This window comes from Chryseomicrobium sp. FSL W7-1435, from assembly GCF_038595005.1.
Lineage (GTDB): Bacteria > Bacillota > Bacilli > Bacillales_A > Planococcaceae > Chryseomicrobium.
This window is the reverse complement of the sequence record NZ_CP151997.1, coordinates 1,502,750-1,516,130: the sequence shown is the minus strand read 5'-3', so window position 1 is coordinate 1,516,130 and position 13,381 is coordinate 1,502,750. Positions and strand designations below refer to the sequence as shown.

Genomic DNA, 13,381 nt, shown 5'->3' with positions numbered 1-13,381 from the left:
TCTTTTCCCCTAAGCAAGGGGAATCACAGACGCCGGTCTGAAACCGAAAAAACACAACATGATTATTATGAATCACGTTGTGTAGTGTGTCAAATGCCCTTGGACCCTATATCGCGCGGATTGAGCAATTGTTCTAAATCTTCTTTCTTTAGTTCAGAGAACCAGTTTTCACTTTTGAATTGTTGAATCTGTGTCACAGACATATAAGTAGAGGGTGAGATTGCATAAAGATCTGCAATAATTTGATGCAGCGGCAATTCATCCAATCGCTTTTTCTTCCAAAACTTTAGTTTGGCAAAGTCCCATAAATCTTGTTTCGTGATGGTTGTAAAATGGTAGAGTTCAAACTCACTTAATTTGCTGTCGAGCACCATTTCCACTTTGTCGAACAATGCTTGTTCCCCTTTATCCATTCGGTTTCCTCCTGTGCATAATTTGTCTATCCGCTCATACGTTGTGGTAGTAGGTAAAATCGTATCGATTTATGAAGGATGTGTCAAATGTCTTTTCGCAAAGGCTCGCTGATCTTAATGGCTGCCTATTTAATCACTAAAGTTCTTGGGTTTGTATTTCGTATGCAGTTTGTGCGGATTGCCGGTGAAGAGGCTGTTGGTATCTATATGGCCGTCTACCCTGCTTTTATTTTCTTCTTAGCTGCCATACAACTAGGCCTTCCAGTGGGCGTAGCGAAGATGGTAGCTGCACATGCAGCAGAGAACCGTGCAGAACTTGCGACCGCTGCCTACAAAAAAGCTGTCAAATGGGTTTGTGTAAGTAGCGCTGTTTTTGTTCCAATCTTCATAACGATTGTTCCTTTGCTTATGACAGATCTACTCAAGCAATCCGCTGCCATACAAGTAGGTTATGTGGCAGTTGTGATGGCGCCAATTACTGCCATAGCCACGCTTTTAAGAGCCTATTTCCAAGGTCTTGCTAGAATGACGGAGACTGCGACTTCACAAGTGCTCGAGCAAATCATTCGTATTTTACTTGTGACGTTTTTACTGCCTTACGCTGTTCTTTCGACCCCTCACGCCCTTGCCATGTTCGCCATGGGAATCGCGTTATGCGCAGAAGTTGTGGGCGTCATCTACCTGTTATTCCGTTATAAAGCGACTCGACGTCAACAATCCTCATCGGGATATCCAAGTGGCGATCTGTTAAAACCGTCCTTGCCGGCAAGCGGAAGTAAACTATTTGGTTCGTTCACTTGGTTCTTAGAGCCTGTATTGTTTTTACATGCCTTAACTCGTAGTGGAATGACGGTAGCCACTGCAACGGCTCTTTACGGCGTCATTTCAGGCGTCTTAGTGCCAATGCTACTATTCCCTTCATTTATCCCTTACGCTCTTGCTATCGTGCTCATACCGGCTGTGAGCGGCGCAGCAACTGTCGGGAACATGAAGCTTGTGCGAGAACGCGTGCATTTGGCTCTTCGCGTCTCGGCTGTGACCGGTGTATTGGCCTCAACATTGTTGTATATTTACGGCGATCAATTGGCGACACAATTTTTTCACGTCGAAGGAATGACTTCCTATTTTCATTTACTCAGCCCTATATTCTTCTTTTACTACATCCAAAGCCCGCTTTTTTCCATCTTACAAGCAATGGATGCTTCTCATATCGCCTTCCGAAATTCGGTCATCGGCGGAGCCGGAAAACTTGGCCTTCTCGCAGCGTTGACTGCGGACCATGGATATCAAGAACAAGGGGCCATTCTCGCCATTGGTTTTGGCGTTCTCATTACTTCTTGCTTACACATAGCCGCAGTTCGTTCAATTCGCTCACTCGATATAGGCTTTTTAACTTTATTACCTGCCTATTCCGTCTTCTTGTTAGGTATCGCCTTATTACCTGCTATCATACCCCCATCGTTCCCTCTACTGCTTCAGGTCACGGCTGGCGCAGGTATTTTAGTCGTCGCGCTCATCTTATTCCGCCAGTTATTAGTGAAAGACGTACTACTTACCTGGCATCTGTTGAAGGTCTCCATGCGCTCTCTTTGAGCTGATACTTCAATTCACCTTGCAGATAGGTCGCATAAAAAATAGTAGTCGCTGACGATATGCCTTTTGCAGCTAGATCTGTCAGCAAATCTTGTTCTGTATGGCCGGTAATATGCAAATGTCTTTGTTGAATTTCCCCATCCATGATCACAGGTATTGTAAGAGGCGACTGTGATTTTTGAAAAATAGCGAGCTTTCCGGATGCTTCTAAATAGGCATAAGCAACCTCTTCTACCGATCCCACTTGTTGTTCACGCAATTGTTGAAACAGGTCATCCAAGTTGTAGCGATGTTTTCTCATGACCGTTTCTTGAATAACACCATCACGTATCATCAGTGCCGGTTCCCCTTCTAACAGGTCTCGAACTCGTTTATTTTTTAACGATAGTAACGCTACACTGATTTGAATGATTGCAAGCACGGCAACAGGAAAAATACCTGTCCATACCGATTGGGTTGGTTTATGGATAGTTTCTGCTGCCACTTCGGCAATCATTAGAAAAACGACTACATCAAAGACGCTCAAGTTCCCTACTTCTCGTTTTCCAAGTAAGCGAAGGCTGATTAACAAAATTGTATAAAATAGCACGGTTCGCCATATTAAGATTATGTACTCCACCTGAATCACCTCGCTTGCAGTATGGCCAAGCGAGAACATTTTTATCCATGAAAAAACCCATGAGCAAACGGGTGCTCATGGGTTCATTTTGATTATTCGACTACGCGACCGACCGCTACTTTTTCAAACTGCATACGCGTTCCATCTGCTACTGTAAGGAATACAGTTGTATCATCAAGTGCATCGATTGTCCCGTGTAAACCACCAACTGTGATTACTTGGTCACCACGCTTTAAGCTATTTTGCATCGTAGCTGTTGATTTTTGACGCTTCTGTGCTGGTCGGATTATGAAGAACCACATCACAGCAAACATCGCGATAATAGGTAATAAGCCCACTAATGTTTCCATCTCTAAATTGCCCCCTTTCGTTACATCTCATTAATTATACTCGAACTAAAAGTTTTTTGCATTTGGTTTGTTATAGCCATACTCTTCAAAGAACTCTTCTTTGAAATCTAACAAACGGTCTTCACGGATGGCTTGACGCACGTCTTTCATGAGGTTCATCAAGAAATGAAGATTGTGTGTCGAAGCTAAACGCAAGCCAAATGTCTCATCTGCTTTGAATAAATGACGCAAATAAGCACGAGAATAGTTTTTGCACGTATAACAATCACACGTTTCATCTACCGGACCAAAGTCACGTGCAAATTTTGCACTCTTGATCACTAAGCGACCTTTTTTGGTAAACATCGTACCGTTTCGAGCGATACGAGTTGGTAGCACACAGTCAAACATATCGACGCCGCGAATGGCACCGTCAATCAAGGAATCTGGAGATCCGACACCCATCAAATAGCGTGGTTTGTTATCAGGCATCAATGGCGTTGTAAATTCAAGCACACGGTTCATCACATCTTTTGGCTCCCCTACTGAAAGACCACCGATTGCGTAGCCAGGGAAATCTAAAGAAATGATGTCTTGCGCTGATTGACGACGAAGATCTTCATATTCGCCACCTTGGATAATTCCAAACAAGCCTTGTTTGTCGGTATTTGTATGAGCTGTCATACAACGTTCCGCCCAACGAGACGTACGTTCAACTGAAGCCTTCATGTATTCGTGTGATGCTGGGAATGGTGGACACTCATCAAATGCCATCATAATATCAGACCCTAGATCATTTTGTACTTCCATTGATTTTTCAGGGCTTAAAAACAGTTTGTCACCGTTCAAATGATTTCGGAAATGAACGCCTTCTTCTTCAATCTTGCGCATATCACTCAGACTGAACACTTGGAAACCACCTGAATCTGTCAGAATGGCGCGGTCCCAGTTCATGAATTTGTGCAACCCGCCTGCTTCACGGATAATATCATTTCCTGGACGTAACCATAGATGGTACGTGTTGCTTAAAATAATACCGGCATCCATGCCTTTTAATTCTTCAGGAGACATAGTCTTAACGGTTGCTTGTGTACCAACTGGCATAAAAGTAGGTGTCTCAAATGAACCATGAGGTGTGTGGACGATTCCTAGGCGTGCGCCAGTTTGTTTGTCTTTTTTGAGTAGTTCGTAACGAATTGCGGTCATGTAAAGTCCTTTCCTTTGATCAGCATCGCATCTCCAAAACTGAAGAAACGGTAGCGCTGGTCAATCGCTTCTTGATAAGCGTTTAATATGAACTCGCGGCTAGTCAAGGCACTGACGAGCATGACGAGAGTTGATTTTGGTAAGTGGAAATTCGTAATCATAGCATCGATCACTTTGAACTCAAAACCTGGGAAGATAAAGATTGATGTCCAATCGCTGTCTTCTTTTAGTTCACCGTCAAATTTTTTGGCGACGGACTCAAGTGTGCGAGTCGAGGTAGTTCCAACGGCTACGATACGACCGCCAGCTTGTTTTGTTGTGTTGATGAGATCAGCTGTTGTTTGCGACAAACGGTAAAACTCTGCATGCATTTCGTGACTCTCAATCGTTTCCACACTGACTGGACGGAACGTGCCAAGGCCAACGTGAAGAGTTACATAACCAATAGAGACGCCTTTGTCTTCCACTGCTTGTAACAATTCTGGTGTGAAATGGAGACCTGCTGTCGGAGCGGCTGCTGACCCTTGTTCTTTGGCATACACCGTCTGATAGCGGTCACGGTCTTCAAGCTTTTCATGGATATAGGGTGGTAACGGCATTTCTCCTAATTGATCGAGTACTTCAAAGAACACACCATCGTACGCCATTTTAAAAATGCGTCCGCCGTGATCCTTGATGCCTGTACAAGTCGCCGTAAGAAGGCCATCACCGAAAGATAAGACTGTTCCAATTTTGACGCGTTTAGCGGGTTTAACTAATGTCTCCCATTCATCGTCTTGCTGTTGTGTGAGAAGCAGCACTTCTACTGAAGCACCGGTTTCTTCTTTTGTCCCCATCAAGCGAGCTGGCATCACTTTCGTATCATTTAAAATCAGACAGTCGCCTGGTTGTAATTGATCGATAATCGTGTGAAACGTAGTGTGAGTGACTTCGTTATTTGGGTAATCAGCAATTAATAATTTACTACTTGTGCGATCTGCGAGTGGCGTTTGAGCGATCAAACCTTCTGGCAGATGAAAATCAAAATCTTCTACTTTCATAGTCAACTTCCTTTGCTATCATTCTGGTACTGGAATTCCAAGGTGTTCGTAGGCAAGATCTGTTAACACTCGCCCGCGAGGCGTTCGTTGGATAAAGCCAATTTGCAATAAATACGGCTCGTAAACTTCTTCGAGAGTGGCAGACTCTTCCCCGACACTAGCAGCCAGTGTATCTAAGCCTACTGGTCCGCCTCGAAAACGTTCTGCCATAGCGCGTACAAGTTTATGATCGATGTGATCCAGACCTCGTTTATCGACTTGCAGCAACTCGAGTGCTTCTCTTGCTAAACTTTCGGTTATACGGCCGTCTCCACGCACTTGCGCATAATCACGCACACGTTTCAATAAACGATTGGCAATTCGCGGCGTTCCACGTGAACGTCTTGCTAGTTCCACGGCAGCTTGTGGGTCAATGTCTGCTTGAAACAACCGGCTGCTACGCGTTACAATTTCCGTTAAAGCCGTTTCATCATAATACTCCAGTCGAGAGAGAACGCCAAATCGATCACGCAGCGGTGCCGATAAAGACCCGGCTCGTGTTGTTGCACCAACCAGAGTAAAGGGGGGCAGGTCGAGACGAATAGACTTCGCTGTAGGACCTTTCCCTACTACAATATCTAAACAAAAATCCTCCATCGCTGGATACAACACTTCTTCTATCGCCCGGTTTAATCGGTGGATTTCATCGATAAACAAAACATCCCCAGGTTCAAGCGCACTAACAATGGCCGCTAGATCTCCCGGTCGTTCAATGGCCGGGCCACTTGTCATCCGAATTTGAACGCCCATTTCATTGGCGATAACGTTGGCAAGTGTCGTTTTCCCTAATCCCGGAGGCCCATAGAGAAGCACGTGATCCAGACTTTCTTCGCGGATTTTGGCCGCTTGTATAAAAATGCTGAGATTTTCTTTTATTTGCGCTTGTCCGATGTAAGAGTTCAGTGTGTCGGGACGCAATGTCTCTTCAAACGGTTCATCAAACTGGGTAGCGTCACTTGTAATGACTCGGTCCGTCATTGCGTCTTCCTCCTATCTTCCAAACAAATACTGAAGCGCTTTTTTCATAATCGTATCGGTCGTTTCGCCTTCTAATTCTTCTAGGCGAGGCATAATTTTCTTTAACTCACGCTCGGAATACCCAAGTGCTTGCAGAGCTTGCAACGCTTCATCCAGTGATTGGTTGCCAGACGACGTCTCATCTTGCTCCACTTCGAATAAGCCATCAACGAACTCTACATCAGCAAGGTCATGCAACTTCCCTTTCAAGTCCAAAATAATTTGACGAGCCGTCTTTTTGCCGACGCCAGGGAATTTAACAAGAAAGGCGTCATCTTCGCGTTCAATGGCTCCAATTACTTGCTCAGGTTGGCCACTTGCTAATATGGCAAGAGCTCCTTTTGGTCCAATCCCTGTCACTTGGATCAATTTGCGAAACAGTTCACGTTCAGACAGTGTTTTGAATCCAATCAATTGTTGCAGGTCTTCCCTCACTTGCAAATAGGTGTAGACAAGTTCGCTTGCTCCTACTTGGAAACGGAAAGGGTTTGGTGTCATGATCTGAAAGCCGAGACCGTCTCGATCGATGACGATGTATTCAGGTGTAATACGAGCAACCTCGCCTTTTATGTAATCGTACATTAGCTGTCCTCTTTCCCGTACACTCAACAAAGAAGGCCGCTAAACAGTAGCGGCCATCACGAGCTTTTCATATTAGGTATCATACCATAGTTTACGGTGATTTTCTATTGCTTTCACTGTAAATGCCAACAAGCGTTCTTGTTTTTTCTTATGGGGTTTCTGCAAAAATGCCAGCCACTCTCGGAACACTTCATTGGGATAACGAAGGCCAGATGGTTGCTCTTCAATGATGCGCAAGAAATCAGGATGCTCATCCACAAGAAGTTGCAGGTCATAATCGACAAACGGCAGTAGCCGCTGCATTAATAAGATCCATTCTTCATCGGGATCTGTATAACTCGCAAGGTCAAAATCAATGAGTTTGATGCCTTTTTTGCCAATCAGAAAATTATGATGCGCTATATCGCCATGAATCAGCGTATGCTTCGTCTCGTAGTGAATGTATTCTTCCATCGCAAGCTCAGCTTGATGAATCGCATATGTCACCAGGTCTTCACCGAAGTGTTGATGGAGCAAATCTTTCACAGCCAGAATTCTGGAAAGCCGCATCTGCCATTTTAAATAGAGGTTCGACGCAGGCAATGTCGTCTGATTCCACCATGTGGTGATGTTTTCGGTTTGATGCAGATCTTCTAAAAGACGAATCACTTGCTTGCGAATGACTGGAGACGCAAAATTTGTCTCTTGCACGCGTGGGTAAAACGGTTGGATGATGAGTTGATTTTCATCGTCAAACTCAGCAGGGAGTGCCCCATCAAATGAAAATTCCATTAGCTGTTTATGAATTTGACGCACTTTGATATAAAGCGATAATTCCTCATAGCCCTTGATGGATACGTCGCGACCGTCCTCTCGTAAGCGCCAAACATTTGGCTTGATTGGCTCGAGCACTTACGTCCAACGTTTTTTGCAATACGGGCAGCAGTCGCCATGCCACGGATGCACAGGAATGAACGGATAGATGAAATACGGTTGCGGATGCTGGTGCTCTGAGTGCGGATGGTTAGGATGCTGCGGGTGTTGTGGATGATGTGGCATCGGTGCTGGATAATTTGGCGACGGCATGTCTGGTGAGTCCAGTTGCCAGCCTGGTTCAATTTCTGGAAGATCCATGTCCGGCATTGGCATATAGGACGGGCTCACTGATACTGTGCGTTTCGGCACCCAGATGATGTCGCCCGGCATGATTTGGTCCGGATTTGTAATTTGCGGATTCGCAGCTTTCAATGCTTGGAAGTCCACTTTGTATTTTTGGGCAATCGTCCACATCGTCTCTCCCGCTTTCACCACATGTTTGTGGAAGAGCGACGTAGGTAAATACACTTTCATCCCAACCGTAATTCGATTCGGATCCGGAATCTGCGGGTTTTCATCAATTAGTTGTTGCAGTGTAATGCCATACATGCGAGCAATTTTCCACATCGTGTCGCCTTGTTTGACTACATAAAAGGGACGGTCATCCGCTGCACCAGGAATCGTGATCTTCATTCCGGGCATGATGAGATCCGGGTTGGCAAGTTGGGGATTCGCAGCTTTTAAATCCTCAAAGTCTACACCATACATTTTCGCTATTTTCCAGAGGGTATCACCCTTTTGAACTGTGTGAATCTGCAAGAAAGGCCTCCTTTATCATTTCTTTACATCCTATGCGAAAGATTCTATTTTGTGACATGAAAAATTGCACAGAGCATGGTAAACTATGAGCAAACGGATGGATGCGAGGGATGGTCATGCGAAAAAAAGGGCAAGAACGCAGAGAATGGATTTTGCAAAAACTTGCGGAGAATGGAATAGCGGTCAAAGGCGCTGAACTGGCTGAAGCGGCAAATGTTAGTCGTCAAGTGATCGTCAACGACATTAATTTATTAAAAGTGGCAGGACATCCCATAGTGGCTACTAGTCAGGGCTACGTATTATTTAGTGAGTCGACATCGAATAAAGTGCGGGAACGGGTTGTGTGTTTTCACTTACCTGAGAATACGATGGATGAGCTGCATACTATAGTCGATTGCGGCGTTGTTGTGGAAGATGTCACTATTGAGCATCCGGTCTACGGCGAAATTTCCGCGCAGGTGATGGTATCCAATCGCAACGAAATCACCTCGTTCATGACCCAAATCAAAGAAAACAACGCGACTCTCCTGCTCGAGATGACGGATGGCACACATTTGCACTGGTTGACTGCGGATAGCCAAGATAAAATCGATGCTGCGAAAGAAGCGCTTCGTCACAAAGGGTATTTGATCGAGAATTAAGAGGAAGTTACTAGAAATGGACCAGCTTTCGGGCTGGTTTTTTATTTTATGGGTTGGATTAGTTTCCATAATAAATTTATTTGAACTAGTTTTGTGTTGTGTGGCGGTCGAGCGAGCGTTCATAGGACGAAACAGCGGTTTAATGAGATGAAATTGAAATTTAATTAGACGAAAACGTATTTTGTTCGACATACTTGCATTTTAATGAGACGAAGTCATATTATGGAAACCATTTCACGCCACCAACCCCACCCCCCTTGATACCCACCCCTTCCTAACAAAAGAAAAACCCAGCACTAGGCTGGGTCACAAACAATTATTCACTTTCCGTTTCGTACGTATAATAAGAGCCGAGAGTCTTCACTGTGCAGCCAAGAAAAGTCAGTTCCTCCTCTGCCCCCTTCATCATGATATGCTCTTCTTCCTCGAGAATGTCGATGATGAAAAAGTAATGACCAAGACCTGTCTTCAAAGGTCGTGACTCAATTTTACTTAAATTCAAACGGCGCCAAGCGAAAACTGATAACACTTGATGCAAAATTCCTGGTCTATCATCTTGCGGTAGCTTAAGCATCCACGTCGTTTTGATTTGAGGTTGTCGATCGGCACGCTCGATGCGCTCATTTTTAGAGCTCAATACTAAGAAGCGTGTATGGTTAAAATGAAAGTCATGGATATCGCGTTCTACAATGACCAACCCGTATTCATGAGCTGCCGTTTCATTAGCAATCGCAGCAATCGCCCGTTCAGGGTGATCAGCACATAGCTTAGCTGCAGCTGCAGTCGAAGAATACTGTTCGGTTGGAACATGAGACAACCGGTACGACAAATATTTATGGCACTGCGCTAAAGCATGAGGATGCGAGTAAATTGTCTCTACCTGATCCCAAGCCTGCAAATGGTCGGGGTGAACCATCAGATGTTGGGCAATCGGCGCAAGAACCTCTGCTTGTATGTAGACGTTGGCTTCATGAAATAAATAATCAATCGTTAACGGCACCGTTCCCTCTAATGCATTTTCAACTGGAACGACCGCCAACTTCGCTTTCTGCTGAGATACAGCCTCAATGCATTCCGGAATCGTGCGCATCGGGACAAGTGAGTCAGCCGGAAAAATGGATTTTGCCGCTAAGTGTGTAAAAGAAGCTTCTGGACCTAGATAAGCGATTCGCGTCATTAAAATGCACCTGAACTGATGACATCAGCCGCTTCCACAAAATCAAGTCGCTTCATGTCCCCTAAAAATTCGTTAATATCTTTGCTCATTGTCGTGACATCCAAGGACAACGTAACACTTGCACGACCTTGAATCGGAATCGTTTGGTGAATGGTCAAGATGTTGCACTGGCTATCGGCTACAAGTTGCAAAAGACGAGCAAGCGTCCCTTCTCTGTCTTCTAACTGTAAAAAGACGGTCAAGATACGTTCTTGCACAATGGAATGGAAGGGAAAGACGGCGTCACGGTATTTATAGAATGCACTTCTCGACAAATCGACTTCCTTCACTGCGTCCCAAATGGAGCTTACTTTCCCCGTCTGCAGTAGCGCTTTGGCTTCGAGCGTCTTCTGCATCGCTTCGGTCAGGACATCTTCACGCACTAAATAAAAATGTTGATTGGTTACATCTTTCACATCGGCTCCGCCTTTCCTAGTGTTTCTATGTATAGGCAAAGCACCCGGGTTAGGGGTGCTCTACGCAGGACTATTCGATAAATTCAAATTCAAATTCAAGAAGACGCACGATGTCGCCATCTTTGGCACCACGTTCGCGTAAGGCATCATCGATCCCCATACCACGAAGCTGACGTGCAAAACGACGGATGGACTCTTCACGAGAGAAATCAGTCATTTTGAATACGCGCTCTACAGTACCACCTGATAAGACAAATGCACCATCATCTTCGCGTGTAATTACAAAGTGATCGCGAGATGCTTCATGCTTGTAAAGAACAGACTTGTCAGACGCCTCTTCCACCACTTCATGCAATGGATATTCAGGAGCCGTTTCAAGAACTGTTGCAATTGCATACAGTAATGGCTGTAAACCTTGGCGAGAAACTGCTGAGATTGGATAAATCTGAACGTCTTCGCCCACTTTTTCTTTAAATGCTTGAAGGTTTTCTTCTGCATCTGGCATGTCCATTTTGTTAGCAACAATAATTTGTTTACGCTCAGTCAAACGCATGTTGTAGTTTTTCAACTCTTCGTTGATTGTTACATAATCTTCGTACGGGTCGCGACCCTCCATGCCGGACATATCGATGACGTGCACGATAACACGAGTACGCTCAATATGCTTGAGGAATTGGTGACCAAGTCCAACGCCTTCAGACGCGCCTTCGATCAATCCCGGAAGATCGGCCATAACGAAGCTTTGGTTGTTCTCCATATCGACCATTCCTAGGTTTGGCACGATAGTTGTGAAGTGATAAGCGCCAATTTTAGGCTTAGCAGCTGAAACAACAGATAGTAATGTTGACTTCCCAACACTTGGGAATCCTACAAGACCTGCGTCTGCTAGAACTTTCAGCTCAAGCACAACGTTTAATTCTTGACCTGGCTCTCCTTTTTCAGAGAGTTCTGGTGCTGGGTTAGCTGGTGTTGCAAAGCGGATGTTCCCGCGGCCACCACGTCCACCTTTAGCGATTGTCTTTTTCTGACCTTGTTCCACAAGATCCGCAAGAATATCGCCTGAAGCTTCGTCGATAACAACCGTTCCTGGTGGAACTTTAATAACCATATCGCCAGACCCACGGCCATGCATGCCTTTTGTAGCGCCATGCTCACCACGTTCTGCTTTAAAGTTACGTTTGAATCGGAAATCCATTAATGTACGTAGACCTTCGTCCACGACAAACACGACATTTCCTCCGCGACCGCCGTCTCCACCTGCAGGTCCTCCATTTGGTACATACTTTTCTCGACGGAAGGCTACCATGCCATCTCCGCCGTCACCGCCTTTAATGTAAATCTTTACGTGATCGACAAACATGTTCTCACTCCTGTCCTCTTCTTTCCACTAGTCGTAGCTTTAGAGAGGTTTTTGTATATTCTTGTACTTCTGTAATAAATTCTGCATCGCGTTCGCAAGTTATGCCTTCGAGATCTGACCAATTTCCGACGAATTGAATACAAATTTCCATTGGCTCTTCCATATCAAACGAGACGTGCATCAATTGGTCATGGTAGCCGGTAAACCGCTGTTTCATCTGTCTGACAAATGTTTGGAACACTTCAACCATTTCACGGTCTTGTGACTCTGTTGCTTTTAAGTCACCTTTGACTTCATAGGTGGTTTTCAGCTCCGGATGATACATATGAATCGTTTCTAGCCAATTATTGCTTTGCTTGAAACCAGCATTATTTAGTTTGAAAAAGTATTGGCAACGTAACGAATAGTTTTCGATAAGTCGGCGTACTTCTTCCGTTCGCCCCAGGTCCAGATTCATCTGCATCACCTGAAGCCGATTCAGTGTATCGTGATTGAAAGCGCGTAGCACTTTATTAATTTCCAATTGTTCATTCATTTGCGTCAACTCCACAGCTAGTGTGTCTCTATTATAACCTCTGCATACACATAAATTCCACTCCATGTGCACAGTAGCAAAATAAAAAGGACTGCAAGTGCAGTCCTTTAAACAGATAAGCTTATGCTTCTTGAGCTGTTGGGTATACGCTCACTTTTTTCTTGTCGCGTCCGAAGCGTTCGAAACGAACTACTCCATCAACTTTAGCGAAAAGTGTATCGTCACCACCACGGCCTACGTTTTCACCTGGGTGAATTTTTGTACCGCGTTGACGGTAAAGAATTGAACCACCAGATACGAATTGACCGTCTGCACGCTTAGCGCCAAGACGTTTAGAGTGAGAGTCACGACCATTTTTAGTCGAACCTACTCCTTTTTTCGATGCGAAAAACTGAAGATCTAATCTTAACATGTGTCTCACCACCTGTTTAGTTATAGGATATTTTTATATACTGTTCATAATCTTTTTCTATTGTCTCGAGTGATGTGCGAAGTGTTTCAAGAATAATCTCGACTTTAAACTTCGTCACGTCATCCTCCAGTAGAGGAATCTCGACGGCTAAATAGCCTCCGTCCTTACCTAAATCAATGATGGGTTCAATTTCGGCATTCTCAAACAGAGAATTCACAGCGCCAAATGCAACGGCCGAAGCTCCTGCACAGACTAAATCTTTCCCACTGTCATCAAATTCAGCATGGCCGGACATCGAAAATGACTGAATCTTCCCTTTATCCGTTCGGTTGAAAACAACACGAATCAT

General features: G+C 44.7%; 17 protein-coding genes. 2 read left to right on the top strand and 15 right to left on the bottom strand.

Annotated elements, in window-relative coordinates; translation table 11 throughout:
- Window positions 1-89: 89 nt before the first annotated feature.
- A complete protein-coding gene (locus tag MKY84_RS07675; protein ID WP_342525296.1) occupies window positions 90-413 on the bottom strand; it encodes a post-transcriptional regulator in 324 nt (107 codons plus the stop codon).
- Between the two features lie 87 nt (window positions 414-500).
- Between MKY84_RS07675 and MKY84_RS07670 the strand changes: the two genes are divergently transcribed.
- Complete coding sequence (locus MKY84_RS07670) at window positions 501-2,006, top strand: oligosaccharide flippase family protein (RefSeq protein WP_342525294.1); 1,506 nt, start codon at window positions 501-503, stop codon at window positions 2,004-2,006.
- Here the strand turns inward: MKY84_RS07670 and MKY84_RS07665 are convergent.
- The 8 genes from MKY84_RS07665 to safA form a co-directional block, all read right to left on the bottom strand.
- A complete protein-coding gene (locus MKY84_RS07665; protein WP_342525292.1) occupies window positions 1,966-2,595 on the bottom strand; it encodes a DUF421 domain-containing protein in 630 nt (209 codons plus the stop codon). The two genes, MKY84_RS07670 and MKY84_RS07665, sit on opposite strands and share 41 nt — an antisense overlap.
- A gap of 122 nt (window positions 2,596-2,717) precedes the next feature.
- On the bottom strand, window positions 2,718-2,975 hold the full coding sequence (gene yajC, locus MKY84_RS07660; RefSeq protein WP_342525290.1) for a preprotein translocase subunit YajC: 258 nt from the start codon (window positions 2,973-2,975) through the stop codon (window positions 2,718-2,720).
- 45 nt (window positions 2,976-3,020) lie between these two features.
- Window positions 3,021-4,160 (bottom strand): tRNA guanosine(34) transglycosylase Tgt, encoded by a 1,140-nt coding sequence (gene tgt / locus MKY84_RS07655; protein ID WP_342525289.1) that lies wholly within the window; start codon window positions 4,158-4,160, stop codon window positions 3,021-3,023.
- Complete coding sequence (queA, locus tag MKY84_RS07650) at window positions 4,157-5,200, bottom strand: tRNA preQ1(34) S-adenosylmethionine ribosyltransferase-isomerase QueA (protein ID WP_342525288.1); 1,044 nt, start codon at window positions 5,198-5,200, stop codon at window positions 4,157-4,159. Before queA ends, tgt begins: the two co-directional genes overlap by 4 nt.
- An 18-nt stretch (window positions 5,201-5,218) precedes the next feature.
- Entirely contained in the window at window positions 5,219-6,217 is a 999-nt protein-coding gene (gene ruvB, locus MKY84_RS07645) for a Holliday junction branch migration DNA helicase RuvB (RefSeq protein ID WP_342525286.1), read from the bottom strand.
- A 12-nt stretch (window positions 6,218-6,229) separates the two neighbouring features.
- A complete protein-coding gene (gene ruvA / locus MKY84_RS07640; RefSeq protein ID WP_342525285.1) occupies window positions 6,230-6,838 on the bottom strand; it encodes a Holliday junction branch migration protein RuvA in 609 nt (202 codons plus the stop codon).
- A 72-nt stretch (window positions 6,839-6,910) separates the two neighbouring features.
- Window positions 6,911-7,729: a phosphotransferase gene (locus MKY84_RS07635; RefSeq protein ID WP_342525283.1), complete on the bottom strand. Its 819-nt coding sequence runs from the start codon at window positions 7,727-7,729 to the stop codon at window positions 6,911-6,913.
- Window positions 7,730-8,452 (bottom strand): SafA/ExsA family spore coat assembly protein, encoded by a 723-nt coding sequence (gene safA, locus MKY84_RS07630; protein WP_342525281.1) that lies wholly within the window; start codon window positions 8,450-8,452, stop codon window positions 7,730-7,732. It abuts the gene before it with no gap.
- Between the two features lie 110 nt (window positions 8,453-8,562).
- Here safA and MKY84_RS07625 point away from each other — a divergent pair, with 110 nt between their 5' ends.
- Window positions 8,563-9,093 carry a transcription repressor NadR gene (locus MKY84_RS07625; protein WP_342525279.1) on the top strand — a complete coding sequence of 177 codons (531 nt, stop codon included), beginning with the start codon at window positions 8,563-8,565 and terminating at the stop codon, window positions 9,091-9,093.
- 316 nt (window positions 9,094-9,409) lie between these two features.
- Here the strand turns inward: MKY84_RS07625 and pheA are convergent, their stop codons facing one another.
- From pheA to MKY84_RS07595, 6 genes are all read right to left on the bottom strand, one after another.
- A complete protein-coding gene (gene pheA / locus MKY84_RS07620; protein ID WP_342525277.1) occupies window positions 9,410-10,270 on the bottom strand; it encodes a prephenate dehydratase in 861 nt (286 codons plus the stop codon).
- Window positions 10,270-10,725, bottom strand: a complete 456-nt coding sequence (locus MKY84_RS07615) for an ACT domain-containing protein (protein ID WP_342525275.1) — start codon at window positions 10,723-10,725, stop codon at window positions 10,270-10,272. The genes pheA and MKY84_RS07615 overlap by 1 nt, the downstream gene beginning before the upstream one ends.
- Before the next feature lie 70 nt (window positions 10,726-10,795).
- Window positions 10,796-12,085: a GTPase ObgE gene (gene obgE / locus MKY84_RS07610; protein WP_342525274.1), complete on the bottom strand. Its 1,290-nt coding sequence runs from the start codon at window positions 12,083-12,085 to the stop codon at window positions 10,796-10,798.
- 4 nt (window positions 12,086-12,089) lie between these two features.
- Complete coding sequence (locus tag MKY84_RS07605; RefSeq protein WP_342525273.1) at window positions 12,090-12,620, bottom strand: Spo0B domain-containing protein; 531 nt, start codon at window positions 12,618-12,620, stop codon at window positions 12,090-12,092.
- A gap of 121 nt (window positions 12,621-12,741) precedes the next feature.
- Window positions 12,742-13,032 (bottom strand): 50S ribosomal protein L27, encoded by a 291-nt coding sequence (gene rpmA / locus MKY84_RS07600; protein ID WP_342525271.1) that lies wholly within the window; start codon window positions 13,030-13,032, stop codon window positions 12,742-12,744.
- Between the two features lie 16 nt (window positions 13,033-13,048).
- Window positions 13,049-13,381, bottom strand: a complete 333-nt coding sequence (locus MKY84_RS07595; protein WP_342525270.1) for a ribosomal-processing cysteine protease Prp — start codon at window positions 13,379-13,381, stop codon at window positions 13,049-13,051.

What these genes read in the sequence shown, in the direction of transcription:
- pheA (WP_342525277.1), bottom strand. Translation starts at nt 10,270, where the DNA reads ATGACGCGAATCGCTTATCTAGGTCCAGAAGCTTCTTTTACACACTTA.
- ruvA (WP_342525285.1), bottom strand. Translation starts at nt 6,838, where the DNA reads ATGTACGATTACATAAAAGGCGAGGTTGCTCGTATTACACCTGAATAC.
- obgE (WP_342525274.1), bottom strand. Translation starts at nt 12,085, where the DNA reads ATGTTTGTCGATCACGTAAAGATTTACATTAAAGGCGGTGACGGCGGA.
- tgt (WP_342525289.1), bottom strand. Translation starts at nt 4,160, where the DNA reads ATGACCGCAATTCGTTACGAACTACTCAAAAAAGACAAACAAACTGGC.
- ruvB (WP_342525286.1), bottom strand. Translation starts at nt 6,217, where the DNA reads ATGACGGACCGAGTCATTACAAGTGACGCTACCCAGTTTGATGAACCG.
- yajC (WP_342525290.1), bottom strand. Translation starts at nt 2,975, where the DNA reads ATGGAAACATTAGTGGGCTTATTACCTATTATCGCGATGTTTGCTGTG.
- MKY84_RS07605 (WP_342525273.1), bottom strand. Translation starts at nt 12,620, where the DNA reads ATGAATGAACAATTGGAAATTAATAAAGTGCTACGCGCTTTCAATCAC.
- queA (WP_342525288.1), bottom strand. Translation starts at nt 5,200, where the DNA reads ATGAAAGTAGAAGATTTTGATTTTCATCTGCCAGAAGGTTTGATCGCT.
- rpmA (WP_342525271.1), bottom strand. Translation starts at nt 13,032, where the DNA reads ATGTTAAGATTAGATCTTCAGTTTTTCGCATCGAAAAAAGGAGTAGGT.
- MKY84_RS07625 (WP_342525279.1), top strand. Translation starts at nt 8,563, where the DNA reads ATGGTCATGCGAAAAAAAGGGCAAGAACGCAGAGAATGGATTTTGCAA.
- MKY84_RS07675 (WP_342525296.1), bottom strand. Translation starts at nt 413, where the DNA reads ATGGATAAAGGGGAACAAGCATTGTTCGACAAAGTGGAAATGGTGCTC.
- MKY84_RS07595 (WP_342525270.1), bottom strand. Translation starts at nt 13,381, where the DNA reads ATGATTCGTGTTGTTTTCAACCGAACGGATAAAGGGAAGATTCAGTCA.
- MKY84_RS07670 (WP_342525294.1), top strand. Translation starts at nt 501, where the DNA reads ATGTCTTTTCGCAAAGGCTCGCTGATCTTAATGGCTGCCTATTTAATC.